Source organism: Bacillus sp. FSL W8-0223 (genome assembly GCF_038006805.1).
GTDB lineage: Bacteria > Bacillota > Bacilli > Bacillales > DSM-4216 > Bacillus_O > Bacillus_O smithii.
Genome location: NZ_JBBOVX010000001.1, coordinates 221,491 through 246,938 on the forward strand (window position 1 = coordinate 221,491; position 25,448 = coordinate 246,938).

The following is a 25,448-nucleotide window of genomic DNA, read 5'->3' on the forward strand; positions in this document are numbered from 1 at the left end:
ATAAGCTTCTATTTATCGAATCTGAATTTTTTCAAATCATCAGCACCTGAATCATTAACTGACCGGTATGGCTGTCTTCTTTTTCCCGGAACGATTGGTTAAATCGTTATTTCTGTTTTTGGTTTGCTTAGTCTGGATTCAATCTTTTCAAGAACTTTTTCTAGTTTTTCAAGCGGTACTTCTGTGCTTTCTGAAATATTTTTCAAATCTTGATAGGAAAGTCCTTTTGAACTGCGGAGAAGATTCTTTTGCTCATGGTCATGCAATAAAATTTGAACTGAATCAGGTCTTGAATAATGACCTAATCCGTCAAAGACTACTTTTGCAGCCTTAATCTCATTGGCATGGCAATCGGCGTAAACAATCGTATCATCGTGATAAACGGGTCCGGCGATATATTCGCCAAATGGATTGACAATGGCAGCTCCGCCTACAGCCCAACTAAAATCCATCTCTGGACTATCAATGAAATGTTTATGTTCAGGTTCAAAATCTTGTTCTCTCAACAAACCGGCTACACTGATCACAAAGCTTCCCGATTCAAAAGCGTATTCTCGAATGGCAAACTGCAAATCACAAGGATCTCCAGGTTCTGTTGTAGAATGGAATATTCGACCTTTTCTTTCACCGTTATTGGTCTTTTGTCCGAACGTCCAAGTTCCAGGCCAATTGGCGATATGGAATTCTTCGCCCATCAACATTTGGGCCGCTCTTACTAAAATCGTATGGTGTTCCCAGCAAATAAGCGATCCGATTCGTGCAATATCGGTTTGATACACATTGAGATCACTGCCGTCGCCCCGTCCCCAGTAAGTCCTTTCAGTGTAAGTAGGCATTAATTTACGGTGACGTCCTAATATGGAGCCATCAGGACCAAAAAGGATTTGACAATTATATAATGTGCGTGCTCCATCCGTATCATCGATTTCGTTAACTCCCATTACACAATAGACCCCTGCTTCCCGACAAGCTTTTCCGATGATTTCCGTGTCTTCACTTGGTATGGCAACAGAGTTGTTTTGAAGGGCAATATTCCACTCAGCCCATTCATCTATTTGGCTGGCGTAACCAGCTTTGTAATAGGCGGGAAAGACGGGAATATAGGTTTCTGAGAACGCTACTAATTTCGCTCCGTTCGCCCCTGCTTCTTTGATTCTTTTACAGGCTACTTCAATCGATTTTTCTTTGTTGAATACAATTTGAGGGGCTTGTACTGCCGCTACACGCACTGTTTCATGGCCTCCGAAAACGGATTTGTTCAACTTTTCGTTTCTAATTTTTCCCATAATTGTCTCCTTCTTCAAATATTAGGATCAACCCAATTCTATTCCGAAAATTCTGAATTGTCAATTCGTTACTCGAACATTTACAATTTATTAACAAAGGATACTAGAATTAAAAAAAGAAAGGATGGGTATCTCCCTTTTTATTTAGCTTTTCATCGTTCTATTTTGGCCTCTTAGGCTTTCTGTGTATGGCAAGTGTCGAAGGAGCAGTGTTAACCGATCTTTCTATCCGTGCGTACTTTTAACATTACACTGCCAAATATCTTACGGATTATTTTTACTTCGATAACGAGTCAATACAGACTTTACGGCTTCTGCGATTTCTTGATAGCCTGTACATCTGCATATATTGGATTCAAGCCATTCTTTTATCATTTCATCGGTTGCATCCGGGTGCTGCTTCAATAGCGCATGACAATTCATAATAAATCCTGGAGTACAGTATCCGCATTGAAAAGCAAACTTTTCAACAAATGCTTTTTGTATAGGCGTGCCGTCTAATCCTTCAATCGTTGTCATTTTTTTGCCAACAACCTCAATGGCCAGCATAAGACAAGATTTCATTGGCATATCATCTACATTAATCGTACAAGCCCCGCAATCTCCGTTTAGACATCCAGGTTTTGCACCCGTTAATCCTAATTGACTTCGGAGAACATATAGCAGTGTATCCGCGGGTCTAAAAGTGGCCATTCTTTTTTCTCCATTCACATCTAAAGTAGCGCTTATTTGAAACATATGATCATTGTGCATGCTCCTCCCCCTCCAGCGCGGTGAATATTTCTTGAAGTGTATTTTTGAAAACGAATATCCGATATTCCGATGACCCCTCTGTATCATTAAGAATGGGGGTTGGCAGATGATGAATGGCATGCTCGATTCTTGTTTCGAGAGGTAGTTGTGTTTGATTTAAATCATCCTCTATTTGTTTAGATCGAAAAGGAAAGGGACATAATCCGCTAAAAGCTGTCCGTATACCTTCTTTCGTTTTCATCGCTGCAATGGTCACAAGTGGATAGCCGGTATCCCATTGCCTTCGTTTTTTTATACTGACAGATGGTACTGAAAGATCATTCCGGTTGGTGACGATTTGCACAAGGAACTCTCCTGTTTGCAAGCGAAGTTGTTTGTAAAAAACATCTTGTATAGGAACACGCTTTATTCCGGATGGACCTGCAATCACTACTTGGCTATTCGTTAGCAGAAAAGGCAAAACCGCTTCACGATAAAAAATTTTCCCGCAAATATTTCCTCCTAAAGTAATCTTGTTTCGTGCTGTATGATCAGCCACTTCACTGGCTGTTTTGCTCAACAATGGAAACACATTCGCTTTTTCTATTTCGGTTAAAGTGAGTGCAGCTCCCATCACAGGATGGTATTCGTCCAACTGCAGCACCTTGCATTCAGGAATGTCATGAATGTCGATCACTGCTCCGGGAGTGACGAGATTCAATCTACCGAGCGTAATAATCTCCGTTCCCCCTGAAAAGTAGATCGGCCTCTTTTTTTGAATTTGTAATGTATAAAATAATTGAACTGCTTCGTTAAGCGTGGAGGGCTTATAGTATTCAAAGTCAAACGAAATCATTTTGTACCCCTTTCTTTCTTCTCCAAATGAATTCAGGGACAAGCGGCAATTGATTGAGCTGGACTCCAGCGGCAACGGATAAACTGTTGGCTAGCGCTACCGGCATACCTAATATTCCATGTTCCCCAATGCCGCGTGCACCATATGGAGCATCAAGCTGAGGAGTTTCAACAAAATCTACTATATATTCTGGATTTTCGCCGTAATGAATCGGTCTATATGTTCGAAGCTGAGAATTTTGAATTCTTCCATAGCGGTCAAAAATAAATGTTTCTCTGCCGGCAAAAGATAGTCCCATGCTCATGGCGCCCATCACTTGGCCTTTGGCTGCTTTTTCATTTAATACTTTTCCGATATCAATCACGGAAATCGCTTTGATCACTCGATAGGTAAAATCTTTTTTATCAAATTCAATTTCTACTCCTTGTGCCCCTACCGTCCATTCAGGACCTGGCTGACCTGCACCCGTATAAGGATCCAGATGAGTCATATGTCTTAAAATGTAATTTCCTCTTCCGATCACTTGTCCTCCGATTGCATTTCCGTTCGGATATTGATAGCCGTACGCCACGTCTTTTATATCAATGCCCACTTTTGGATCATCTCTTAAAAATATTCTTCCAAACCCAACCTCAAGATCTTCAGCAGAACATCTCAAAATACAGGAAGCGATCTCTTTTAGCTGTCGGATGGCATCGTCAGCTGCTGCCAAAACTGCCCGTCCTGCCATAAATGTCCCCCGGCTGGCAACCGTTTTCCAATGTTCGGGAGTCGTTTGTGTATTAACTTTCATTTGAACATGAATTTGATCTATGCTCATTTTCATGCGTTCAGCAAGAATTTGAGCCAAGATCGTCTTCGTGCCTGTTCCAATCTCTACCACACCAGAAATGAGGTTTATGCTACCATCTCGATTGAACGTTAAAATAACGCCCGAACTGGCATCGAGGTCGATGGTAGACGTTTTCCAAATACAGCTGACACCTTTCACGCGAACTTTTCGTTCATCGATTTCCATTATTGGTTTTTCGTCCCAATTTATTAATTCTTTTAGGCGGTGAATGCATTTTGGCAAATTTCCTAGATTACTGTTATTAAGAAGGACTTGAGTGGGTGTTTTATGTCCGGGAAGTATAGCGTTTTTTAGACGCAACTCAAGCGGGTCCATCCCGAGTTTCTCCGCCAGAATGTCCATGGTTCGTTCAAAAGCAAATAATACCTCGGAATGGCTAAATCCTCTGAAGGCTGTGGCGTAAGGATGATTGGTATACATGCACAAAGAGTCGCACCATACATTTTCAATATGATAAGGACCTGTACAGTCAACGGCACCGGCTCTGCTGATATCCGTTGATTTATCAGAATAAGCACCGCCATCAAATAAATAAACAATCTCCGCGGCTTTCAGTAATCCGTCTCGGGTGCAGCCGAGTTTTACGCGGGCATCGAGCCCTATATGGCATGGGGCCGTTAATATATCTTCTTCTCGTGAATAAATGAGTTTTACTCGCCTGCCTCCTGTGGCTTTAGAAGCTAGAAATGCCAGTATCTCCCATTGGACGGAGGCTTTTCCGCCATAGGCCCCTCCTACTAATGGAGTATTTACAACAATTTTGCCGAGGTCTATATTGAAATATCGGCTGATCCATTTTTTAATCATAAAGGGAGCTTGAGAGGAAGAAGTGATATGCACATAGCCGTCACGGTGAATTTCGGCGATGGCACATCTCGTTTCCATCGCCGCATGATCGGATGGAGAAAATGAAAAATTTTCTTCAACGATCAAATCGCTTTCCAGCCAGCCTTTTTCCATGTTACCTTTGCGTATTTTGGTTCGGTTGGCGATATTCGTATTTGGTTCCGGATAAACACCTTGGGTTCGCTGATAAGTATCGAGTTTTTCGTGTACAAGGGGCGCATCGCTTTTCAGTGCCTCGGATGGGGAATTAACTACTGGAAGAGGTTTATAGGTTATTTTTATTAAATCCGCTGCTCGCTTGGCCAAAACCGGATGATCGGCAACGACGAGGGCTACCGGTTCTCCGTAGTAACGGACTTTTCCAACAGCAATGGGAGGACGGTCTTGTATCTCTTCACCAATAAGCGGAAGTTCGGGAGATCCGGTTAGAATGGCTCGAACACCTGGCGCTTTTTGAGCTTCTGACGTATCAATTTTTTCTATTTTTGCGTGGCCATAAGGACTGATCACCATTTTGACATGCAACATGTCCGTTGATTGTTCATCCGCTGTATATTTTGCTTTTCCTGAAACTTTATCCAGGGCTTCTTTTCGGTAAATGCTTTTACCGATGATATTCAATTTGCTTTTCCACCTTTCTTCTGAATATTGACGGTCATTGAATTTCTGAATATATGAACCTGTTTTGATAATCGTCCGATCAATCTTTTTTTATTGCAGGAAAATGGGGAAGGGGAATGGAATAAAAGGTTTAACTCATCCCATTTCAATTTAAAAAAATATCCCTGTAAGGGATCTTCCAGACTGTCGACAAATCCGAAAAAATCGGATTTGCCGACAGTCTTTTTTTGTATAATTAAGATACCGTAATGAATTGAGGTGGATGAAGTGCTAACAAAAAATACACAGATGAATCGTGATCAAATAGAAATGATAGCTTTAGACCAACTTGTACCTGCAGATCATTTGGTTCGTAAAATCGACGCTGCTATTGATTTTTCATTTATCTATTCGCTTGTTCAAGACATGTATTCATCGGAAAGAGGTCGACCAAGTATTGATCCAGTTGTATTGATTAAAATGGCTTTCATCCAATATACCTTCGGTATTCGTTCCATGCGAAAAACTATAGAGGAAATCGAAACGAATCTGGCTTACCGTTGGTTTCTTGGATTTGGTTTTTATGATAAGGTACCTCACTTTTCAACGTTTGGGAAAAACTACGAGCGACGCTTTAAGGATACAGACTTATTTGAACAGATATTCTATCGCATTTTGAAAGAAGCTGCAGATAAGAAGCTGATAAGCAGTGAGCATGTCTTTATTGATTCTACTCATGTCAAAGCGAGTGCGAATAAGCATAAATTTGTGAAGAAAGTGGTTCGAAAAGAAACGAAAGCCTATCAAGCACGTCTACAAGATGAGATAAATGCTGATCGAGAAGCACATGGAAAAAAGCCATTTCCTCCAGATAAATTTGGGAAAGAAGAATATAAAGAAATAAAAGAAAGTACCACTGATCCGGAAAGTGGTTACTACGTAAAAGACGAGCGAACAAAACAGTTTGCTTACTCATTCCATGCTGCTGCGGATCGAAATGGCTTTGTTTTGGGGGCTATTGTAACGCCAGGGAATATTCATGACAGTTCCGTATTGGAGCCACTTCTTGAAAAAGTCATAGAAAAACATGGAAAACCGGCTGTGGTTGCTGCTGACGCTGGATATAAAACTCCCGCCGTTGCCCAATACATATTTGAAAATGATATGACCCCTGCTTTACCTTATACTCGCCCTCGTACAAAGGATGGTTATTTCAAAAAACATGAGTATGTTTACGATGAATACTACGATTGTTATCTTTGTCCGCAAGGACAAGTGTTAAAATATGCAACTACGACGAAGGAAGGCTATCGTCAATATTTTTCTGATCCAGTCCAGTGTAAAGATTGTCCATTCCTTTCGAAGTGCACCCAAAGTAAGGAGCATAAAAAACTGATTCAGCGACATGTATGGGAATTTTATTTAGAGGAAGCTGATCATCTTCGGCATACACAAGAGAATAAGAGCATTTATGCAAGACGGAAAGAAACCATTGAACGTGTTTTTGCTGATGCAAAGGAAAAGCATGGTATGCGTTGGACAACTTTAAGAGGTTTAAAAAAATTGTCCATGCAGGCGATGCTAACTTTTGCTGCAATGAATTTGAAAAAGATGGCTTGCTGGACATGGAAAAGTCCAGCAATAACATAAAATAGACCCCTGGAGGGGTCTATTCCAAACATTTGAAAGCATAAAAGTGACAAAAGGCATCCGAAAGCGCACATTCGGATGCCTTTTGTCTACACTCTGAAATATCCCTGTAAGGGATCTTCTATATACTTAAACATATATTTTAGACGATTATTCTTTATTCCAAATGCTTCATTAAATGACTGACGGTTTAGTTGTAATAAAATGGATTATTTACACTTTTTTGTTGTATAAAGGGAATATTGAATAAATTGGCCTGGGAGAAAGGAACAGGATGTTTAAATAAGAGCAACAGAATGAATGCAGAATTTTTTTAAACAAGTTTTCGGCGGGGGGAGAGGGTGGAGGGAAGCAAAATGATAGAAAGATGGAAAAAGAGTGCGAGGCGGATAAGGAGAGAACGTCGTGTGCTGTATTAGCTACTTGATACCTGATATTCATTCCGATTTTAGTATACAGATGATCTGATCATCGTTCCTATTGGAATCGTTCCTGCGTTAAAAATGATGGCAAGCAGGTGCGTTGGAAGATGGCAAGTGGCAGGAGGAACGAGAATCCATCGAAAAAACATCCAACTGGTTTGTCGGTGGGGTGTTTGTTCTTATATGGATGATGTTGGCTGTTTGGGGTTCGATCAAGTTTTATCGAATGTTTCCGTTGATGCTAAAACAGTTATCATCATGGAAAATACCGGCATGGTTAAAGTGGGTTTTGCTTCAATTATAGCGTCCACGTTTTCAAGGGAACGTTATACGTAACGAGCATGCCTCGTGAAATGTAAATAGTCATTTTTGAAATAAAAAAGGGCGGAATGGAAACTTCCGCCATCATCAAGAATACTTATGAATTGAATGACTTTTCATCGATTTTTCCATTCAAGCAATACTTCCAGCAAATGGAGAAAGATTTTTTGATTTTCAATGCTCTGTGTTTGTAAGCGAGTGATGATTTGGGACAGTGTGTATTCTTGAGAGTTAGGATTTGGGTGGATTGAACGAAAGAGGTCTTCTAAAGAAATCTCCAGAGCCTTAGCAACCTTTTCGATGCTTTCCAGAGTGGCATTCTTTTCACCTCTTTCCAATTGTCCTATATATGTAGCGTGTAGATTGGCTATATCAGCTAATTCTTCCTGGCTCAATCCCTTTTCTTTTCGAAAAGTTCGAATCCGCTCTCCAATAATCCTTGGCAATTCACTCATATTTTACCACCTCTTAGGTAACTGTAGCTTTAATCATTAAGCTTCCCAAGATACCATAGATATTCAAAATAAATTATGATATACTATAAATAGTATTTTCTGGGAAGGGACGAGATGCCTATTTTATGTAGAAACCATGTCGAATGACGTCGAAATGATTAGAATTTAGGCATATCCACCCATGATTTTGTTCTTAAATATCTTGATCCAAAATGGAATTTCAAATGATGGTATGGGTGCAATTTATTTTGGTCCCAAAACAATCAGAATTCTTTTAAGGACAGCATAGAGATGCTGTAAGAGAAGAATGTCGGAATGATGTCTAATGAATGGGCAAGTGTAAGGATATGAAGTTGAATTTGATGGGCGGGAAAATGACGGCGCCAATGAAAAGACGGTTATAGTTGTTCTGTGATCGTGACTTCATTAAGTCACGGATAAAATGATGGATGAATTTTTTCTTCTTTTGCCCCCCTTCTTTTTAATTTTCGCTAAAACTCAAGAGAATTTTTCTTTTCTTATCGAAGCAATAGGTTTAAAATGATCAAAGTATAAAAAATAATTTCTGGAATAATAAGGGGATTGCTAATGTAATGAACCATTTTGCAAAATCATTGAAAGTTCATTACGGACAGTCACTATTGTAAGACGATGCCAAACAGTCAAAAATCTTAATAAAAGAAAGGGTAAGGGCTTAAAATAATTGGATTAAAGGAAGAACAATGATAAAACGAAAGTTCATGTATGCATTTATTTTGTTGTCTTTGTCAATCGTTTTGGTGGTGAATTACTATTCGTCTTTGGAATCGTTATGGATGCTTATCTTGATCCCTGCTGTTACGACCGTCATCTTATGCCCAACGTGGAAAGCAGCCATAACGGTTGGATTTTCAAGCTTCATTTTAATGGTGATAACCGAATTTGTATTTCATCCGTTACAACCTTCATTTCGGGATGCGGTTCATCTTATGATCACAGGAGCAGTGGAATGGATTATATTCATGACGGCTTCTTTTTTTCAAATCAGAACTGCAAAGATGATCGCGGAATTGGGAAATCTTGCATTAACAGACCCGCTCACTAAAATTTATAATCGCAGATATTTAGATTTGAATTTGGAAAAGAGCAGTTTGTTTCCAAACAAAGAACAGTCGATGACGTTGATCTTGTTTGATATCGACTATTTCAAAGCCATTAACGACACATTTGGCCACAATGCAGGAGATATGGTCTTAAAAAAAGTATGTAGAGTCGTTAAGGAAATCATTCGTGAATCTGACATATTTGTTCGAACGGGTGGAGAAGAGTTTCTGATTTTTTTGCAGGATTGTTCATTAGAACAAGGCATTAAACTCGCCGAGCGCATTCGAAAGACAGTGGAAGAGACGGACTTTGTATATAAAGACAAACGGATATATGTAACGATCAGTGTGGGGGTCTCAAAATACAGCAAAGAGAAAGACTTGAAAGAGTTTACGGAGAAAGCGGATCAGGCTTTGTATCAAGCAAAAGAAACGGGACGCAACAAAGTGGTTGTCATTTAAAAAAGAATGATTTTGAAAAAATGTTGAGTTTGGGATCTTTGGAAGGGTAGTCAAATGATCTCCCATCTTTTTTTTCTGTAAAAAGACGGGTCAGAAGGTAGACCAAAGTGGATAGTCTTACTTCTCGAAATTTCTTTGAGAATACGTTAGAAATATGGTCAAAACGTGAGAATCGTGTTTCCTGAATGAGAAAGTATTAGGAAATGGCTTTTTCTTTTCATTTGGTCGAAAAACATTTCCGGAGAATAAGCATCCTGTATTTTTGAAATATTCGATTATTATGTAATCTACAAAGACATGTTGCCTTTTTAAAAATATGGCAAATAAATTATAACAGTATATGGAAGAAAATAAAAAGAGAAAGTACTCGTTCATTTGTGCGGTCAACTGCAAAAAAGATCTCGAATATGGTCGAAAAGGCTGGCTCCAACCGAGTCAGCTTTTTTCTAAACATAGGTATTGGCAGTTTTTTACTGATCTTTTCTGAAGATGATGCTTCTTTTTGTCGTTTTTTCGAAAAATTCTAACGAAATCTGTTTTCAATGGTACAATATAAAAAACAAATGATTTACACGGCACGTTCGAAACGCTGACAGGAATTTTGATTAAAGAAGCAAAAGAAATCGTCAGATGGTTCATGGACAGTCCCCATTCTTTAAAAGTTTCGGAGGTGTTTTCGGGTGAAGATACGGCGGGAAGGGGTCAAAGAATTATGGAAGCGCTTTATTTTTGAAAATGAATTAGATGATGAACTTTCTCCCATAGTGAAAGAGTCATGGATTCGATCAAAAAAATGGAAAGTCAACCCTTTTCAAGCGTTCGGTCCTATCAAAAAAATCGAAATCGAACGATATCAATCTCTTATTGATTGGGCCATGCCGTTAATGGAAGGGCTTTATTCCATCGTAAAGGGTTCCGGCTTTTTAGTCATCCTTTGCAACGAAAAAGGTCAGCTGTTAAAATCGATCGGTGACCCGGACACGTTGTTAATGGCTGAACAAATCGGTTTTGTGGAAGGAGCCGATTGGAGCGAACAATCCGTCGGCACCAATGCGATTGGCACATCCATTGTCATGGATCAGCCCATTCAAATTGTTGCAGAGGAACATTATTCCGAAATTTGTCAATCTTGGACTTGTTCCGCTGCGCCGATCCATGATTCAAAAGGCAATATTATCGGCGTATTAAATGTATCCGGTCCTTATGAAAAAGTGCACCCTCACACATTGGGAATGGTCGTTTCAGCGGTTAAAGCGATAGAGTATCAAATGGCATTGAATGAAAATGCGGAAAAAAATATTATGATGCAGAGATTTCTTGAAGCGACCACCAACAATATGAAAGAAAGCATTCTTATCACCGACACGGAAGGAAACATTATTAAAGCGAACGAACAACTGAAGAAACTGCTGAATCTTGACCCATCCGGTTTGGAAGGAAAAAAGATCCAAGAACTTTTTACAAATCAAACGATCGTTTCCAATGGTCCCATCTATCTTCAAAATGAAGAACTGCATGTTGCAGTCCGGCCATCAAGAAAAAACTATCATGTTATGGTTGATAAAATCCCCATTTATAAAGACAAACAATGGATCGGTTCGATGATCATGATGAAAGAAATTCATAAAGTGCGTCAATTTGTGAATCATTTATCCGGAAATCAAGCCAAAATTACATTCGATGATATTATTGGGCAGCATCCCCTTTTTATTCAAAAAATTCAAGAAGCGAAATTAGCGGCCAAGACGGATTCAAACGTTTTAATATTGGGAGAAAGCGGAACGGGGAAAGAAATGTTCGCACAAGCCATTCATCATGAAAGTGATCGAAGAAACAAACCGTTCATTGCCATCAACTGTGGCGGAATTCCCCGTGATCTTCTGGGCAGTGAATTATTTGGCTATGTCGACGGTGCTTTTACCGGGGCCAAAAAAGGAGGAAGTGCGGGAAAATTTGAACTGGCCGACGGCGGCACTCTGTTTTTAGATGAAATAGGAGAAATGTCTTTGGAAATGCAGGTTCTTCTTTTACGGGTTATCCAAGAAAAAGAAGTGATGCGGATCGGCGGCCATAAAGTCATACCGGTAGATGTCCGAATTATCGCCGCTACGAACAAAAATCTTCGCGAGGAAGTCCAAAAGGGGAGCTTTAGAGAAGATTTATTTTTTCGGCTCCATGTCATGCCCATCACCTTGCCGCCTTTACGAGAAAGAAAAGAGGACATCCCGCTTCTGATCCGCCATTTTATTGATAAACTGAGCAAAAAATTAAACAAGCCGTTTCCGGACATCAGACCGGATTTTTTGCAAGCACTACTTCAATACGATTGGCCGGGGAACATACGAGAATTGCAAAATATTATAGAAAGAACGTTAAATCGACAGACAAAGCCGGTTTTATCGGCAAAAGATTTGCCGGAGGAAGTGTTCCATCTGTTTTCCGGGCAAAAAGAAGAAAAGTCGTTCATGCATAAAGAGGATATAAAAAAACAGGCCATTCTTCAGGCGTTATGCCTATTTCATGGAAATGTCACAAAAGCAGCCAAGCATTTAGGCATTTCCAGAAGCACGTTTTACAGACAAATGAGAAAATTTCACATTACTTATTAAAGCGACTGTTTCATTTTGTATCAAATTGTTTCAATATGTTGCAACAAAGTGTTCCATTTTGGAACACTTTGTTTGAAAAATAAGAGTGAAAACGGAATATCAAGAAAAAATCGTTTCCATTAATTTCAGGGAAAATAATAAAAAATTCGGATTTTTCGACAATATGCGTTTTTTTCTTATTTTTTGGCACATTTATTGCACTATCAAACAATGAAAGCGTTTTATTTTCGCAAAGGAGGAGAGCGAGTTGACGATTTCCAGGGAACATCTTATTTGGATGTATGAAACGATGTACAAGATTCGTTATTACGAGGACAAAATGGCAGAAGCTTATGCCGAAGGAAAAAATCCTGTCTTTAATATCGGTGCAGGGCCTGTACCTGGTGAAATGCATCTGGCAACAGGGCAGGAACCGGCCGCAGTTGGTATATGTATTCATTTAACAAAAGAAGACACTGTTTCGTCTCCACATCGTCCGCATCATCATGCCATCGCAAAAGGGGTTGATTTGAATAGAATGACAGCTGAAATTTTTGGAAAAGCAACTGGGCTCGGAAAAGGCAAAGGCGGACACATGCATTTATTTGATCCGAATGTGAAATTTTCTTGCGGAGGAATTGTAGGAGCCGGCATTCCACATGCATTGGGGGCGGCCCTTGCAGCGAAGAAAAAAGGAACGGATTCCGTAGCGGTGGCTTTTATTGGGGAAGGAGCTGCCAACCAAGGGGCTTTTCATGAGTCATTAAATATGGCGGCATTGTGGAATTTGCCTCTTATTGTTGTCATTGAAAACAATCAATACGGAATTTCTGTTCCAAAGTCATCATCCACATCCGTTTCCTCCAACGCTATAAGAGCCGCCGCTTATGGAATTCAGGGATATTATGTGGAAGAGAATGATCCGATCGAAATGTATAAAGTGTCAAAAGAAGTGGTAGAAAAAGCAAGAAAAAATGGAGAACCAGCCATCATTGAAATTGAAACGTACCGTTATTTAGGACATTTCCAAGGAGATCCTGAAGTTTACAGAGATAAAAACGAAGTGACTTTACTGAGGGAAAAAGATCCGATTGTCCGAATGCGCTCCATCTTATTGACAGAACACGGAATAGAAGACATGCAGCTGGCGGAATTGGAGCAAAGAGCGAAACAAGAAGTCGATGCTGCTTATCAATTCGCGCGTGAAAGCGAATATCCTGAACCGGAAGATGCTTTAAAAGACTTATTTGTCTAATGATGGAAAGAAAGGAGCGGTCCAAAATGCAAAAAACAAAACAGCGTTTGTTATCAGGAAATAAAGCAGTGGCAGAAGCGATTCGGTTAGAGTTGGAAAGAGATCCGAACGTGTTTGTGATGGGAGAGGACGTGGGCGCATACGGAGGGATATTTGGAGCAACGGAAGGATTATTTCAAAAGTTTGGTCCTGAAAGAATCATGGATACACCGATTTCTGAAACCGCTTTTATCGGAGCGGCCGTTGGAGCTGCTGCAGATGGAATGCGGCCGATCGTTGAATTAATGTTCGTCGATTTCTTTGGTGTTTGTATGGACCAAATTTATAACCATATGGCCAAAATTCCGTATATGTCAGGCGGTCGAATCAAGCTTCCGATGGTGCTGATGACCGGTGTCGGCGGAGGATACAACGATGCTGCTCAGCATTCCCAAACCTTATACGCCACTTTTGCCCATCTGCCGGGAATGAAAGTGGTGGCGCCTTCGACTCCGTATGACTTGAAAGGCTTGATGATTTCCGCCATCCGGGACGATAATCCGGTCGTCTTTATGTTTCATAAAACATTGCAAGGACTGGGCTGGATGGATCAATTGGACGCATCCGTCGGACATGTCCCGGAAGAAGCGTATACAGTTCCGATCGGCAAAGCCAAAGTGGTAAGAGAAGGAACCGACATCACAATTGTGGGCATTCAAATGACGGTTCATCACGCTTTAGAAGCAGCGAAAAAGTTGGAGCAGCAAGGAATTCAGGCAGAAGTCATCGATTTGCGTTCGCTCGTACCTTTAGATCGCGAAACGATTCTTCAGTCGCTTAAAAAGACACATCGCTTATTGGTCGTTGATGAAGATTATTTATCATATGGCATGACTTCAGAAATTGCAGCCATTGCGGCAGAAGACGGTTTATATGATTTGGATGCACCAGTCAAAAGATTGGCCGTTCCGGATGTGCCCATTCCATACAGCCGCCCGCTTGAACAATTTGTTTTGCCAAATGCCGATAAAATTTTTCACGAAGCCATCAAGCTAGTAAATGAATAAAATGGATTTTCCATACAGGAGGTAGCCATGTCAATCTCAGTTCAATTGCCTCGACTATCCGATACTCATGATGAAAGTTTGATCACCTTTTGGCATGTTTCAGAAGGGGATGAAGTCAAAAAAGACGATACGATCGTGGAAGTTCAAACCGAAAAAGCCGTTTCGGAAATTCAAGCTCCGGAGTCAGGGATTATAAAAGAAATCAGGAAAAAAAGAGGAGACACTGCCGCCATCGGGGATATATTGGCCATCATTGAAACCGTCGAAGAAACGGTTCAGTCTGATTCAACAGAGGAACAGCAAAAGTCTCTACAAGACGTTCATGTAGAGAAAAAAGCGACTCCGCGCGTCAAAAAGTTGGCGAAAGATCTTGGAGTGGATTGGCGTCTTGTCACGCCCACCGGTCCGAACGGTAAAGTCACGGAAGAAGATATTAGGAACGCAGTACAAAAAAGCACCGATGAAAAGCCGTCCAACCGATTCTTTATCGCGGCTCCGTCTGTACGCAAATTTGCCAGAGAACACAATGTGAACCTTGAGGAAGTGACTCCGAGCGGGCCAAACGGAAGAATCATAAAAAGTGATATTGAAGCGGTCTTAGCCAATCGAAAATTACAACAGGCAGAGGCGGAACAGGAAGCGGCGGCCGGCAAGGAAACAACGAAAGAGGAAGCCATCCCGCAAGGCCAGCAAAGAATACCGCTTTCCGGCATACGAAAAGTGATCGCAAAAGCCATGGTTCATTCGAAATCCGTCATCCCGCATGTCACTCATTTCGACGAGGCCGATGTCACAAAGCTTGTGTCTCACCGCCAAAGGGTAAAACCGTTTGCGGAAGAAGAAGGCATCAAATTGACGTATTTAGCTTACACAGTTAAAGCATTAACGGCCGTTCTTAAAAAATATCCGATGCTTAATGCTTCGTTGGACGATGAACGCGATGAAATCATTTTGAAGGATGAATACCATATTGGTTTTGCAGCGGACACCGATCATGGTCTTGTCGTTCCGGTCATTCGACATGCAGACAAAAAGTCGTTGTTCCAAATCGCTAAAGAAATCCAAGAACTTGCGAAAAAAGCAAGAGATGGATCGATCAAAGCTGATGAAATGACAGGAGCCACTTGCACAATATCCAATATCGGATCGGTAGACGGTTCTTGGTTTACTCCAATTATCAATCATCCGGAATCATGCATTTTAGGCATTGGCAGAGTGGAGAAAAAACCGATTGTAGTTCATGATTCGATTGACATTGCATCGATGATGGCTTTGTCCCTCAGCTACGACCATCGCCTGATCGACGGCGTTTTAGCACAAAAAGCTTTAAATGAACTGAAAAAATATTTAAGCGAACCGGATTTGTTATTTGTTCAGTAAATACTTCATTCGTAGTTCTAGAAAATTGAAGTTTCATCAATAAAAACAGAAACAGCGGAATGACATTTTCACAAAGGTTTAGTGGGCTGTTGTTCTTCATGCTCATTGAAAGGGAGACATATATCTTTTCATCTATGAAACAACTAAAATTTTTCACGGTTTTTCAGCAGCATTTCTTTTTTATATTGAATAAACAAAGGGGGCGTCACTTTTGAAAACGATTGAAAACGCTTATTATACTCATGAAGTTCACGGTGAATATGAAATCTTTGAACTGGGAGACTTTCAGTTGGAAGAAGGAGGCACTATTCGAGACTGTAAACTGGCCTACAAAACGTTCGGCAAGCTGAATGAAGCGAAGGATAATGCGATTCTGTTTCCCCACATGTATTCCGGAACCCACAAGGCGATGGAAATTTATATTGGAGAGGGGATGGCGTTAGATCCAAGCAAATATTTCATTATTCTACCGAATCAGCTTGGCAATGGTTTATCCAGTTCACCTCACAATACTCCGTTTCCATTCGGCAGGGGTGCCTTTCCAAAGGTGAGGATCAGCGATGATGTCCGGGCTCAACATAAACTGGTCACCGAAAAATTCGGAATCAACACTTTGCAGTTGGTGGTCGGTTGGTCCATGGGGGCTCAGCAGACCTATGAATGGGCGGTGCGGTATCCGGAAATGGTGAAGCGAGCGGCTCCGATTGGCGGGACGGCTAAAAATACACCTCATGATTTTCTTTTTACCGAAACTTTAATCGAGGCAATCACTTCTGACCCTGCATTTCAAGACGGATGGTATGAAGATCATCAACAAGTCCACCGTGGTTTGCGCCGCCACTCCCGAATTTGGGCAGTGATGGGGCTATGTACCGAGTTTTACAAGCAGGAACAGTGGCGTCGTCTCGGCTTCTCCTCTTTGGACGACTTTTTGGTAGGATACTGGGACAATTGGTTTTTGCCGATGGATCCAAACAATTTGTTGTGTATGGCTTGGAAATGGCAGCGGGGAGACGTGAGCCGCAACACCGGCGGAGACTTAAAAGCGGCTTTAGAACGGATTCAAGCGAAAGTATATGTTATGCCGTTTGAAGAAGACATGTTCTTCCCTGTCCGAGACTGCAAAGCCGAACAAGAGATGATTCCTAACAGCGAACTGCGAGTCATTCCAAGCTTGTGGGGACACTTCACCATGATGGGATTTTTTGAAGAAGACAAAAATTACATCGATGCCCAGCTGAAGGACCTTTTGTCTACACCCGTTTGAGAACGGATGCAGAGCGGATTTTAACAAGATTATATAAGATGGATGAAAGTCGAAGAACCAGAGCAAAACCGGCTCTGGTTCTTTCTGATGTAAAGGTCAGGGGAAACCACCTCTCTCTCAAAAAAAAACTGTTTGAATAAAGGAATGGAATAAAAATGACTCGTTAATGAAATGCACTTCTGTCAATGTAGGGCAACAATGCTTGTCCAGTTTGCTTTGGCATAATCTGTTTTCGATAAAAATTAATCATCTGGACAAAATAAGGGAGACGAAAAATGAGTAAAAGATGCGTGATGTGAATAGCGAACGAAAGAACGTTTCCATTATCTGAAAGTGTAAAACCTGTTATCATTCCATTTGTTTTCCATGAACCGTCTGTTCGTATAAACATGAGTCTTGCTGTCCGGTGTTATTTCGTTTGTTTCAACTCCCTTCTGTTCAACGTTTCTTGTTGAAGGGTCTAAGTCCATAGATATTGCTCCGCTTTTGACAGATGTGAATTGGGAGAGAGTTCCATTCTTTGTTGGCATCGTATGTAAACGTCGATTGAATTTTTTCCATTTGAATGGATGTGAAAAACAACAATGGAAGAATCATTCTTGCAGACATGATTTTGAAACATACTAACCTAAACAACGAATTTACACAAAAGGTGTTGTTGCTTGATGATCAACAAAAAGTTCGTCCTATGGTGTATCTTGATTATAGGTTGTTCGGTTGCTCTGTCGTTTATTTGTACAGTTTTCGTAAAAGCGAACGATTTGAATAGAGGCCGAAAGTTTTACGAAGAACACGGAAAAGCCATTTGGGAAATACCGACCAAACAGAAAGTCATTGCATTGACATTCGATGATGGACCTAGTTCAAAATATACTCCGCAAATTCTGGATATTTTAAAACAATATCACGCCAAAGCAACTTTTTTTGTGGTGGGGACCTGTGTAAAAGCTCATCCTGATGTAGTGAAACGAGAAATTTTGGATGGACATGAATTAGCGAACCATACATACCATCATTCCGTTTTTAGGGGGCTGAACGAGGAAGAAATTAGAAATGAATTAAGAAAAACAAAACAAACGATTACGCAACTGACTGGATATTCTCCTAAATTGTTTCGCCCGCCAGGAGGTTATTACAATGAAACCATTATTAATGTTTCGAACCAAGAAGGTTATACGGTTGTGATGTGGTCATGGCATCAAGATACGTATGATTGGAAAAAACCGGGCGTTCATAATATTGTAAAAAAGGTTTTATCTAACGCCCGAAATGGGGATATTGTCTTATTTCATGATAACGGCGGAGACCGTCGTCAAACAATTGAAGCACTAAAAAAAATTTTACCGGAACTTCAAAAAAGAGGATATAAATTTGTGACCGTATCAGAATTACTACAAATGCATCCGAAATACAGATATCTCGACTGGACGCCAGGGTAAAGAATGAGTCGGAGGACGGAAACGTCGCTAATCCGCACTCAAATTTTATTAAAGCAAAATTCATGTCCACGGCTCTCGACTGCAAACCTTTTCTAATAGTGTACTGTTATAAAGATTACATGCGGAAGAGAGCCACAAAACCATTATTTTTGAAAAGACATTTTATTATTTAACTCATGATTGAATTCATCCATCGAAAGAACTTCCAAACGATGATCATAAAAAGACCATATCCAAAAAAAGAATAGGAATGTTTCCATTGATTATGATGAACAAACCACCCGAATGCTTCTGATTGTTTTTCAACAAATGACATTGCTAGACTTGCCATGATGATAAAAGCCCCTTTTTTCCAAATGTTTAACTTATCCATAAAATATAGAAAACAAAAGGTGAAAATGGGCAAGCCGATAAGAGTAAATACAATGTTGATGGTGAAAATGGCTGAATAGGGTCTTAACGGAAAGCTGTACCACTCGTTTCCGACAAAATAAAGATCCAAATAAGTTCCTATCCATGAGGCGAACAAAGCGGTCAAAATATAGGCAGCAATGGTTTTGCTTTTAACGGAAAATGGCTTTTTTCGCGATAACCGCAAGTTCCATTTTTTCGATCGTCTCACAATATTCATCGGCAATCTCCCCGTTTATTTCTTCATCTAGCTTGTTGAAATAATCCGTAATCGTCCAGTCATAGAACCAATCTCCAATGTCTGCTTTCTCATGTGAAACGTTTTTCCATGCGTACTCTAATCTTGGACTATAGATTCGAGGGACCCCTTTTTGTATTTGGCCGTTTTTCATACGGCGTCGATAGGGCCGGCCCGGAATCGATTCACGAACGTCATGAAATAGGTGGGGCCAGTAATCTTTGCGAGATCCAGTGTGAGGGCAAGAAACGGCCCAACGAATGAACGTGTCTACCCCCTCTTTATTATAAAAAAGCAAGGAATATAACCGTTTTCCTAATAAAATCCGTTCATGAAGATAATCGAAACGTTGCAATGTTTGCCCCATAAGACCGATACTTCGCTTCTCATTTTCTTTATAGTAAGGAAACAAAATATGGTTTAATCGAAGAAAATCTTGAAGCTTAAACTCTATTGTATGAAAGACGTTTTTTTGAAAAAGGGCATTTTGAATGACTCGCTTTTCTAAATAGCTTTGTTCATTTATGACAAGAGCAATGGCGAGAATATAAGGGTCACGATATTTCCAAAAGTGGTTCCAGATCGTTTCCATAAAAGTAGAGACATGAAAAAAAGGGAGAAGGGAAAAAAGCGGTTTATTTCTTTTTATACTTTCTTCATAAAGCAAAAACTGCGGGTATATATCTTGAAAAATAAGCCAATTTCCACGTTCCAAAAAGGAAAAGAAAAATTGTTGTTCCTGTTCCGTCAATAAATGGGACAAGAGATCTCCTTTTAAGTCAGTCATATTCCAGCCGCCGTTTCTGGAAACCATATGTCCCAAAAACGCCCAATGAATTTCCGGATGACGCAAATAAACATCCAAGTAGCTTTTCGTTCTGGTGATATTGTTTTGATTTTTGATTTCGGTTTGGATGAGTATTTGTTGGATGAGTTTTCTTTCCTCTATCGTTAAATCAGCTTCATTTACCGCGGCCATTTTGAAACCTTTGCCCTTTTTCTTTAACTCCTCATTGATTTCAAGAAGAAATGGGGGTGTATTCCGTTTTTTCTTTTTCTTTATCAGCCCCAAAATGTCTCCCCTCCCTCAACAAAACATTTTGTTAAATGAAAGGGATGGCAAGTGTGACGTTTAGTGTTCCAAACGAAGTCCACTGAGTCTTGAATACATGGAAAATAGATAATCTAAAGAGGTCATACCAATGGAAACGAGATGTGTATATGATCATCTTATTACGTGCTTTGAAAATAAATGATGAAGACTTTATGAAAGCACAGCCGGTAAGATTCGAAAATAAAGAAATAAGGCAAACGGGAATTAAGAAACGTAACTGAGTGGGCAGAAGGGTAGGAAGCGTAGATCAGGCGAAAAACGTTCATCGCAAAATGGGAGGGCAGGACCAAAACAAGAACGAAGATCATTTTTTAAGTCATCGTTGTCAATACACGGATAAGGATGTTTAGCTTTCCCGTGAAAGGGTATTTGAAATGCAGTTCTTAGTGATTTAGGTTAGAGCGTTTTTATTGTTTTTCCGGAATCCAGCCATGGGGAAAGTTTACATCATTTGGATTAAAAATAAAAAATTGGAAATTATGTAAGATATAATAAACTTGTACAGCTGCATGCAGGGTGGGCAGTGATTACTCCCTTGAAGAAAGGGGGGTATCACTGATGATGACGGTTTCCGATGCGTTGACGTTAATGATTTCGTTTGCGGCCTTAATCGTTGCCGTCATTTCTGTGTCGAAAGACAAAAAGTAACCCACCCTGCCGAGCCTAAGTAAGGGTGGGTCATATCCGCAAATACGAGGGCCACTGCACTTCTTGCAGTAAGCTGTGTATGTTAGGGCATTGGTGACCGCCAATGTCCTTTTTTATTTTATGCTATTCCATTTTATTATAATCATAAAACAGGAAAGATGACAAGAAATGACGCAGGTGAGGATGAATCCGTTTGTGTAGAAATTTTCGCTGTAAAAATAAAGGAATTTTCAACTTTTGAAGGATTTTAATTAAATCCGCGATAAATCCAAAGTCAAGTAGAAGGAATTTTTTCGTTATATATCGCTTTGTGGTGCTGTTGATCGTGATAATTGAAAAAACAATATTCAAAAAAGATTGACAAATAAAAAGCAAGCAGAGTTGAATCGGGCATTATTGGAATGGAAGGTTCTTTTCTTTCGCAACCAAAAAATCACGAGTGAACAGCAGCGGGCGTTTGCTCGGCTGTGGGGTGAATTAGAAGTTCATCCATTTTATCCTGTTGAAGAAGATCAATCTGAGGAGATTGTTCGCTTTTCCAAAGGGAAGAAAGAAACTGGAAAAGAAAATATTTGGCATACGGATGTCACTTTTCGCCCCAATCCTGCGAAAGCAGCGATATTAAGATTAATAGAAGTTCCTCCTGTCGGGGGCGACACGTTATGGGCAGATATGGCCGCTGCATATGATAATTTACCTGACGAAGTGAAGGAGCGTATTGATCACCTTACTGCTATTCACGATTTTACTCCTGCTTTCAGCGATTTATTGACACCGGAAGAGTTAGCGGTTCAACAAGAAAAATTTCCGCCTGTTGAACATCCGGTCGTTCGAACCCATCCGGAAACTGGACGGAAGACTTTGTTTGTGAATCCATCGTTCACGACTCGAATCGTAGGTCTGGACCCTGATGAGAGTGAAGAGCTGCTTCAGTATTTGTTCCGTCAAGCTCACATTCCTGAATATCAGGTGCGTTTTCGTTGGGAAAAGGACTCCATCGCTTTCTGGGATAATCGTGCAACCCAACATTATGCGGTATCGGACTATTATCCAAATCCGCGTAAGGCTGAACGCGTTGCCATCGTTGGGGATCGTCCATATTAAGCAATATCATTGGAACAACGAATGGAACCTTTTTAGGTTCCATTCGTTCAGAGTGTAGACAAAAGGCATCCGAATGTGCGCTTTCGGATGCCTTTTGTCACTTTTATGCTTTCAAATGTTTGGAATAGACCCCTCCAGGGGTCTATTTTATGTTATTGCTGGACTTTTCCATGTCCAGCAAGCCATCTTTTTCAAATTCATTGCAGCAAAAGTTAGCATCGCCTGCATGGACAATTTTTTTAAACCTCTTAAAGTTGTCCAACGCATACCATGCTTTTCCTTTGCATCAGCAAAAACACGTTCAATGGTTTCTTTCCGTCTTGCATAAATGCTCTTATTCTCTTGTGTATGCCGAAGATGATCAGCTTCCTCTAAATAAAATTCCCATACATGTCGCTGAATCAGTTTTTTATGCTCCTTACTTTGGGTGCACTTCGAAAGGAATGGACAATCTTTACACTGGACTGGATCAGAAAAATATTGACGATAGCCTTCCTTCGTCGTAGTTGCATATTTTAACACTTGTCCTTGCGGACAAAGATAACAATCGTAGTATTCATCGTAAACATACTCATGTTTTTTGAAATAACCATCCTTTGTACGAGGGCGAGTATAAGGTAAAGCAGGGGTCATATCATTTTCAAATATGTATTGGGCAACGGCGGGAGTTTTATATCCAGCGTCAGCAGCAACCACAGCCGGTTTTCCATGTTTTTCTATGACTTTTTCAAGAAGTGGCTCCAATACGGAACTGTCATGAATATTCCCTGGCGTTACAATAGCCCCCAAAACAAAGCCATTTCGATCCGCAGCAGCATGGAATGAGTAAGCAAACTGTTTTGTTCGCTCGTCTTTTACGTAGTAACCACTTTCCGGATCAGTGGTACTTTCTTTTATTTCTTTATATTCTTCTTTCCCAAATTTATCTGGAGGAAATGGCTTTTTTCCATGTGCTTCTCGATCAGCATTTATCTCATCTTGTAGACGTGCTTGATAGGCTTTCGTTTCTTTTCGAACCACTTTCTTCACAAATTTATGCTTATTCGCACTCGCTTTGACATGAGTAGAATCAATAAAGACATGCTCACTGCTTATCAGCTTCTTATCTGCAGCTTCTTTCAAAATGCGATAGAATATCTGTTCAAATAAGTCTGTATCCTTAAAGCGTCGCTCGTAGTTTTTCCCAAACGTTGAAAAGTGAGGTACCTTATCATAAAAACCAAATCCAAGAAACCAACGGTAAGCCAGATTCGTTTCGATTTCCTCTATAGTTTTTCGCATGGAACGAATACCGAAGGTATATTGGATGAAAGCCATTTTAATCAATACAACTGGATCAATACTTGGTCGACCTCTTTCCGATGAATACATGTCTTGAACAAGCGAATAGATAAATGAAAAATCAATAGCAGCGTCGATTTTACGAACCAAATGATCTGCAGGTACAAGTTGGTCTAAAGCTATCATTTCTATTTGATCACGATTCATCTGTGTATTTTTTGTTAGTACTTCATCCACCTCAATTCATTACGGTATCTTAATTATACAAAAAAAGACTGTCGGCAAATCCGGTTTTTTCGGATTTGTCGACAGTCTGAACGAATGGAACCTTTGTAGGTTCCATTCGTTGTGTTCTGATCATCATTTCCATCATGTACGGATCATTTATTTTCAACAAAGTTTGACCAGGTCCGATTTTCAAGCTCAAACCGAAGCGCCAAGAACAAGATTTATCACGATTGCACATGTATTATGGTACCCTTCTTTGTAAAGGCATCAATATGATGAAAATTTCATAATATCCTTTCATGATATGTACTTCTGAAAAAGGGAGGTGAAACGTTTATGAGTTGGATTTTGCTTTTATTAGGAATTCTTTCGGAGGTTTTAGGCACAACTTCAATGAAAATGTCAGCAGGATTTACGAAGCTCATTCCTTCTGTACTCATGTTTGTATTTTATGGAGCCAGCCTTACGTTAGTTACATTGGCACTGAAAAAGATAGATGTAAGCATCGCTTATTCCATATGGTCCGGACTTGGTACTGCGATTATCGCCATCATAGGCATTTTATACTTCAAAGAACACTTTTCTTTCTTAAAAATGGTGGCCATCTTGATGATTATTGCCGGTGTGATTATCTTAAATGTCAGCGGAGAAGCGCATGGAAAAGAAGTCTCTTCAGTCTCTGTATCGGATCTACATATCAAATAAAAAGCAATGAAAATGGCGAACAGGAATGGTCACTGTTCGCCTTTAAATTATCCAACATACCTTTGCAAGATTCGATCGACGGAAGCTCCGTATGTTTCTCCAAACAGATTCAGGTGAACGAGCAAGTAAAACAGTTGATACAGCTCTTTTCGATCCTTATATTCAGGAGAAAGTGGCTGAATTTCGTTGTACGAGCGATAAAAAGCATTTGGAAATCCGCCAAACAATTCCGTGAAGGCAATATCCATTTCTGAATGCCCATAAAATACTGAAGGGTCAATGAGATAAGGAATTCCATGTTCGCCTGCCATCCAGTTTCCGCCCCAAAGGTCGCCGTGCAATAAAGAAGGCTGGCATGTTTGTGGTAGCCATTGATCAAGCGACTGTAACAATGCTTCCATTTTCTTTCGTCTATATGTTGGCATTCTTCCTTTTTGTTCTGCCAATTGAACTTGCGGAAGAAGCCGCCGTTCCCGAAAATAATCGATCCAGTTTTCATATTGTCCGTTTTTTTGCGGAAGACGGCCAATGAAGCTATCTTCGGCTAATCCGAAATACTGACCGTAACATTGATGAAGGCGAGCTAGTGCCTGACCTAGCAAAACCGCAGTCTGATCCGTTTTTTCTCCTTCAATCCATTCAAGCAACAGCAAACCATAGGATCCGTCTTCTGCTTCCACGCAATGATATACTTTTGGAACATGAACGGCATTCGTTTGCCTTAGCAATTCAAGACCAGCTGCTTCACTTTGAAAAAAGCGAGGAGGAATTCGCTCATTGATTTTGGCAAAATAGGAACGATGTTCACTTCTTACATAATAGGCAGCGTTGATATCGCCTCCGGATACGCTTTTGCATTGGACGATCGCTGTTTTGTCGCCGATTTGATCAAGTGATTCTCGTAATATCGACGAAAGGTTCATACTACTATCTCCTTTCATTGTGGCAAACTAGTGAAACGAATCATAGGGGGTGTATGGATCGAAAGGGTATAAGAGATTGAATTTTCGATACTCGTTAGAAGCTAAGGTGTTGAGAACGAAACAAGCAGTTTGTAATTTATTATATATCAGAACATCTTTTTATAGAGTTGTCATAGGAACAAATGCTTGTCAGAGGCAATCATATATTGAAACATTTACAGCATTGGGACAGATTTAAGAAAATACAGTTGTGGGA

At 40.3% G+C, this 25,448-nt stretch carries 20 protein-coding genes and 1 pseudogene; 12 read left to right on the top strand and 9 right to left on the bottom strand.

All coding sequences use genetic code 11. The features are described from left to right. Nucleotides 1–98 precede the first annotated feature (98 nt). From NST81_RS01130 to NST81_RS01145, 4 genes are all read right to left on the bottom strand, one after another. Nucleotides 99–1,286: a carbon-nitrogen hydrolase family protein gene (locus NST81_RS01130; protein WP_341027791.1), complete on the bottom strand. Its 1,188-nt coding sequence runs from the start codon at nucleotides 1,284–1,286 to the stop codon at nucleotides 99–101. Nucleotides 1,287–1,550: 264 nt separating this feature from the next. Next, complete coding sequence (locus NST81_RS01135; RefSeq protein ID WP_341027792.1) at nucleotides 1,551–2,039, bottom strand: (2Fe-2S)-binding protein; 489 nt, start codon at nucleotides 2,037–2,039, stop codon at nucleotides 1,551–1,553. Next, complete coding sequence (locus NST81_RS01140; RefSeq protein ID WP_341027794.1) at nucleotides 2,029–2,874, bottom strand: FAD binding domain-containing protein; 846 nt, start codon at nucleotides 2,872–2,874, stop codon at nucleotides 2,029–2,031. The genes NST81_RS01135 and NST81_RS01140 overlap by 11 nt, the downstream gene beginning before the upstream one ends. Further along, on the bottom strand, nucleotides 2,861–5,194 hold the full coding sequence (locus tag NST81_RS01145) for a xanthine dehydrogenase family protein molybdopterin-binding subunit (RefSeq protein ID WP_341027795.1): 2,334 nt from the start codon (nucleotides 5,192–5,194) through the stop codon (nucleotides 2,861–2,863). The genes NST81_RS01140 and NST81_RS01145 overlap by 14 nt, the downstream gene beginning before the upstream one ends. A gap of 267 nt (nucleotides 5,195–5,461) precedes the next feature. On the opposite strand from NST81_RS01145, the gene NST81_RS01150 reads away from it, so the two are divergent. Together NST81_RS01150 and NST81_RS01155 are read left to right on the top strand one after the other, a co-directional pair. Further along, a complete protein-coding gene (locus NST81_RS01150) occupies nucleotides 5,462–6,823 on the top strand; it encodes an IS1182 family transposase (RefSeq protein WP_341027798.1) in 1,362 nt (453 codons plus the stop codon). A gap of 522 nt (nucleotides 6,824–7,345) precedes the next feature. Continuing rightward, nucleotides 7,346–7,549 carry a hypothetical protein gene (locus NST81_RS01155; protein WP_327796746.1) on the top strand — a complete coding sequence of 68 codons (204 nt, stop codon included), beginning with the start codon at nucleotides 7,346–7,348 and terminating at the stop codon, nucleotides 7,547–7,549. A 133-nt stretch (nucleotides 7,550–7,682) separates the two neighbouring features. Here the strand turns inward: NST81_RS01155 and NST81_RS01160 are convergent, their stop codons facing one another. Further along, the gene (locus NST81_RS01160; protein ID WP_003353068.1) at nucleotides 7,683–8,021 is read right to left on the bottom strand and encodes a helix-turn-helix domain-containing protein; all 339 of its coding nucleotides are present in this window, start codon (nucleotides 8,019–8,021) and stop codon (nucleotides 7,683–7,685) included. Between the two features lie 722 nt (nucleotides 8,022–8,743). Here NST81_RS01160 and NST81_RS01165 point away from each other — a divergent pair. The 7 genes from NST81_RS01165 to NST81_RS01195 all read left to right on the top strand — a co-directional run bounded on the left by NST81_RS01165 (nucleotide 8,744) and on the right by NST81_RS01195 (nucleotide 18,540). After that, the gene (locus NST81_RS01165) at nucleotides 8,744–9,565 is read left to right on the top strand and encodes a GGDEF domain-containing protein (protein ID WP_341027801.1); all 822 of its coding nucleotides are present in this window, start codon (nucleotides 8,744–8,746) and stop codon (nucleotides 9,563–9,565) included. A 680-nt stretch (nucleotides 9,566–10,245) separates the two neighbouring features. Beyond that, nucleotides 10,246–12,174 (top strand): sigma-54-dependent Fis family transcriptional regulator, encoded by a 1,929-nt coding sequence (locus tag NST81_RS01170; protein ID WP_341027804.1) that lies wholly within the window; start codon nucleotides 10,246–10,248, stop codon nucleotides 12,172–12,174. Nucleotides 12,175–12,421: 247 nt separating this feature from the next. Then, the gene (locus tag NST81_RS01175) at nucleotides 12,422–13,408 is read left to right on the top strand and encodes a thiamine pyrophosphate-dependent dehydrogenase E1 component subunit alpha (RefSeq protein WP_003353065.1); all 987 of its coding nucleotides are present in this window, start codon (nucleotides 12,422–12,424) and stop codon (nucleotides 13,406–13,408) included. 26 nt (nucleotides 13,409–13,434) lie between these two features. Beyond that, a complete protein-coding gene (locus NST81_RS01180; RefSeq protein WP_048622435.1) occupies nucleotides 13,435–14,454 on the top strand; it encodes an alpha-ketoacid dehydrogenase subunit beta in 1,020 nt (339 codons plus the stop codon). A 27-nt stretch (nucleotides 14,455–14,481) separates the two neighbouring features. After that, nucleotides 14,482–15,834 (top strand): dihydrolipoamide acetyltransferase family protein, encoded by a 1,353-nt coding sequence (locus NST81_RS01185; protein WP_341027807.1) that lies wholly within the window; start codon nucleotides 14,482–14,484, stop codon nucleotides 15,832–15,834. A 211-nt stretch (nucleotides 15,835–16,045) separates the two neighbouring features. Next, a complete protein-coding gene (locus tag NST81_RS01190) occupies nucleotides 16,046–17,101 on the top strand; it encodes an alpha/beta fold hydrolase (protein ID WP_341027808.1) in 1,056 nt (351 codons plus the stop codon). A gap of 665 nt (nucleotides 17,102–17,766) precedes the next feature. Continuing rightward, nucleotides 17,767–18,540 carry a polysaccharide deacetylase family protein gene (locus NST81_RS01195; protein WP_048622438.1) on the top strand — a complete coding sequence of 258 codons (774 nt, stop codon included), beginning with the start codon at nucleotides 17,767–17,769 and terminating at the stop codon, nucleotides 18,538–18,540. Between the two features lie 169 nt (nucleotides 18,541–18,709). On the opposite strand, the gene NST81_RS01200 is transcribed toward NST81_RS01195, so the two are convergent. Next, nucleotides 18,710–19,171 carry a CBO0543 family protein gene (locus NST81_RS01200; protein ID WP_341027811.1) on the bottom strand — a complete coding sequence of 154 codons (462 nt, stop codon included), beginning with the start codon at nucleotides 19,169–19,171 and terminating at the stop codon, nucleotides 18,710–18,712. Beyond that, nucleotides 19,104–20,261, bottom strand: a complete 1,158-nt coding sequence (locus tag NST81_RS01205; RefSeq protein WP_445662317.1) for a DUF2515 domain-containing protein — start codon at nucleotides 20,259–20,261, stop codon at nucleotides 19,104–19,106. The genes NST81_RS01200 and NST81_RS01205 overlap by 68 nt, the downstream gene beginning before the upstream one ends. 600 nt (nucleotides 20,262–20,861) lie before the next feature. Between NST81_RS01205 and NST81_RS01210 the strand changes: the two genes are divergently transcribed. Together NST81_RS01210 and NST81_RS01215 are read left to right on the top strand one after the other, a co-directional pair. Then, nucleotides 20,862–20,951 (top strand): putative holin-like toxin, encoded by a 90-nt coding sequence (locus NST81_RS01210; RefSeq protein WP_244878026.1) that lies wholly within the window; start codon nucleotides 20,862–20,864, stop codon nucleotides 20,949–20,951. A gap of 366 nt (nucleotides 20,952–21,317) precedes the next feature. Then, a pseudogene (locus NST81_RS01215) lies at nucleotides 21,318–22,055 on the top strand (TauD/TfdA dioxygenase family protein); the annotation flags it as partial. 147 nt (nucleotides 22,056–22,202) lie between these two features. Here the strand turns inward: NST81_RS01215 and NST81_RS01220 are convergent. Next, a complete protein-coding gene (locus NST81_RS01220; RefSeq protein WP_341030462.1) occupies nucleotides 22,203–23,543 on the bottom strand; it encodes an IS1182 family transposase in 1,341 nt (446 codons plus the stop codon). A 357-nt stretch (nucleotides 23,544–23,900) separates the two neighbouring features. Here NST81_RS01220 and NST81_RS01225 point away from each other — a divergent pair, with 357 nt between their 5' ends. After that, nucleotides 23,901–24,269, top strand: coding sequence for a DMT family transporter (locus tag NST81_RS01225; protein WP_270584776.1), 369 nt, complete (start codon nucleotides 23,901–23,903; stop codon nucleotides 24,267–24,269). Between the two features lie 47 nt (nucleotides 24,270–24,316). On the opposite strand, the gene NST81_RS01230 is transcribed toward NST81_RS01225, so the two are convergent. Beyond that, on the bottom strand, nucleotides 24,317–25,192 hold the full coding sequence (locus NST81_RS01230; protein WP_341027815.1) for a fructosamine kinase family protein: 876 nt from the start codon (nucleotides 25,190–25,192) through the stop codon (nucleotides 24,317–24,319). Nucleotides 25,193–25,448 lie beyond the last annotated feature (256 nt).

Excerpts from the sequence above, each read along its gene's own strand:
- NST81_RS01135 (WP_341027792.1), bottom strand. The coding sequence starts at position 2,039 with ATGCACAATGATCATATGTTTCAAATAAGCGCTACTTTAGATGTGAAT.
- NST81_RS01225 (WP_270584776.1), top strand. The coding sequence starts at position 23,901 with ATGAGTTGGATTTTGCTTTTATTAGGAATTCTTTCGGAGGTTTTAGGC.
- NST81_RS01140 (WP_341027794.1), bottom strand. The coding sequence starts at position 2,874 with ATGATTTCGTTTGACTTTGAATACTATAAGCCCTCCACGCTTAACGAA.
- NST81_RS01160 (WP_003353068.1), bottom strand. The coding sequence starts at position 8,021 with ATGAGTGAATTGCCAAGGATTATTGGAGAGCGGATTCGAACTTTTCGA.
- NST81_RS01165 (WP_341027801.1), top strand. The coding sequence starts at position 8,744 with ATGATAAAACGAAAGTTCATGTATGCATTTATTTTGTTGTCTTTGTCA.
- NST81_RS01220 (WP_341030462.1), bottom strand. The coding sequence starts at position 23,543 with ATGAATCGTGATCAAATAGAAATGATAGCTTTAGACCAACTTGTACCT.
- NST81_RS01200 (WP_341027811.1), bottom strand. The coding sequence starts at position 19,171 with ATGAATATTGTGAGACGATCGAAAAAATGGAACTTGCGGTTATCGCGA.
- NST81_RS01130 (WP_341027791.1), bottom strand. The coding sequence starts at position 1,286 with ATGGGAAAAATTAGAAACGAAAAGTTGAACAAATCCGTTTTCGGAGGC.
- NST81_RS01185 (WP_341027807.1), top strand. The coding sequence starts at position 14,482 with ATGTCAATCTCAGTTCAATTGCCTCGACTATCCGATACTCATGATGAA.
- NST81_RS01180 (WP_048622435.1), top strand. The coding sequence starts at position 13,435 with ATGCAAAAAACAAAACAGCGTTTGTTATCAGGAAATAAAGCAGTGGCA.
- NST81_RS01210 (WP_244878026.1), top strand. The coding sequence starts at position 20,862 with ATGATGACGGTTTCCGATGCGTTGACGTTAATGATTTCGTTTGCGGCC.
- NST81_RS01195 (WP_048622438.1), top strand. The coding sequence starts at position 17,767 with ATGATCAACAAAAAGTTCGTCCTATGGTGTATCTTGATTATAGGTTGT.
- NST81_RS01230 (WP_341027815.1), bottom strand. The coding sequence starts at position 25,192 with ATGAACCTTTCGTCGATATTACGAGAATCACTTGATCAAATCGGCGAC.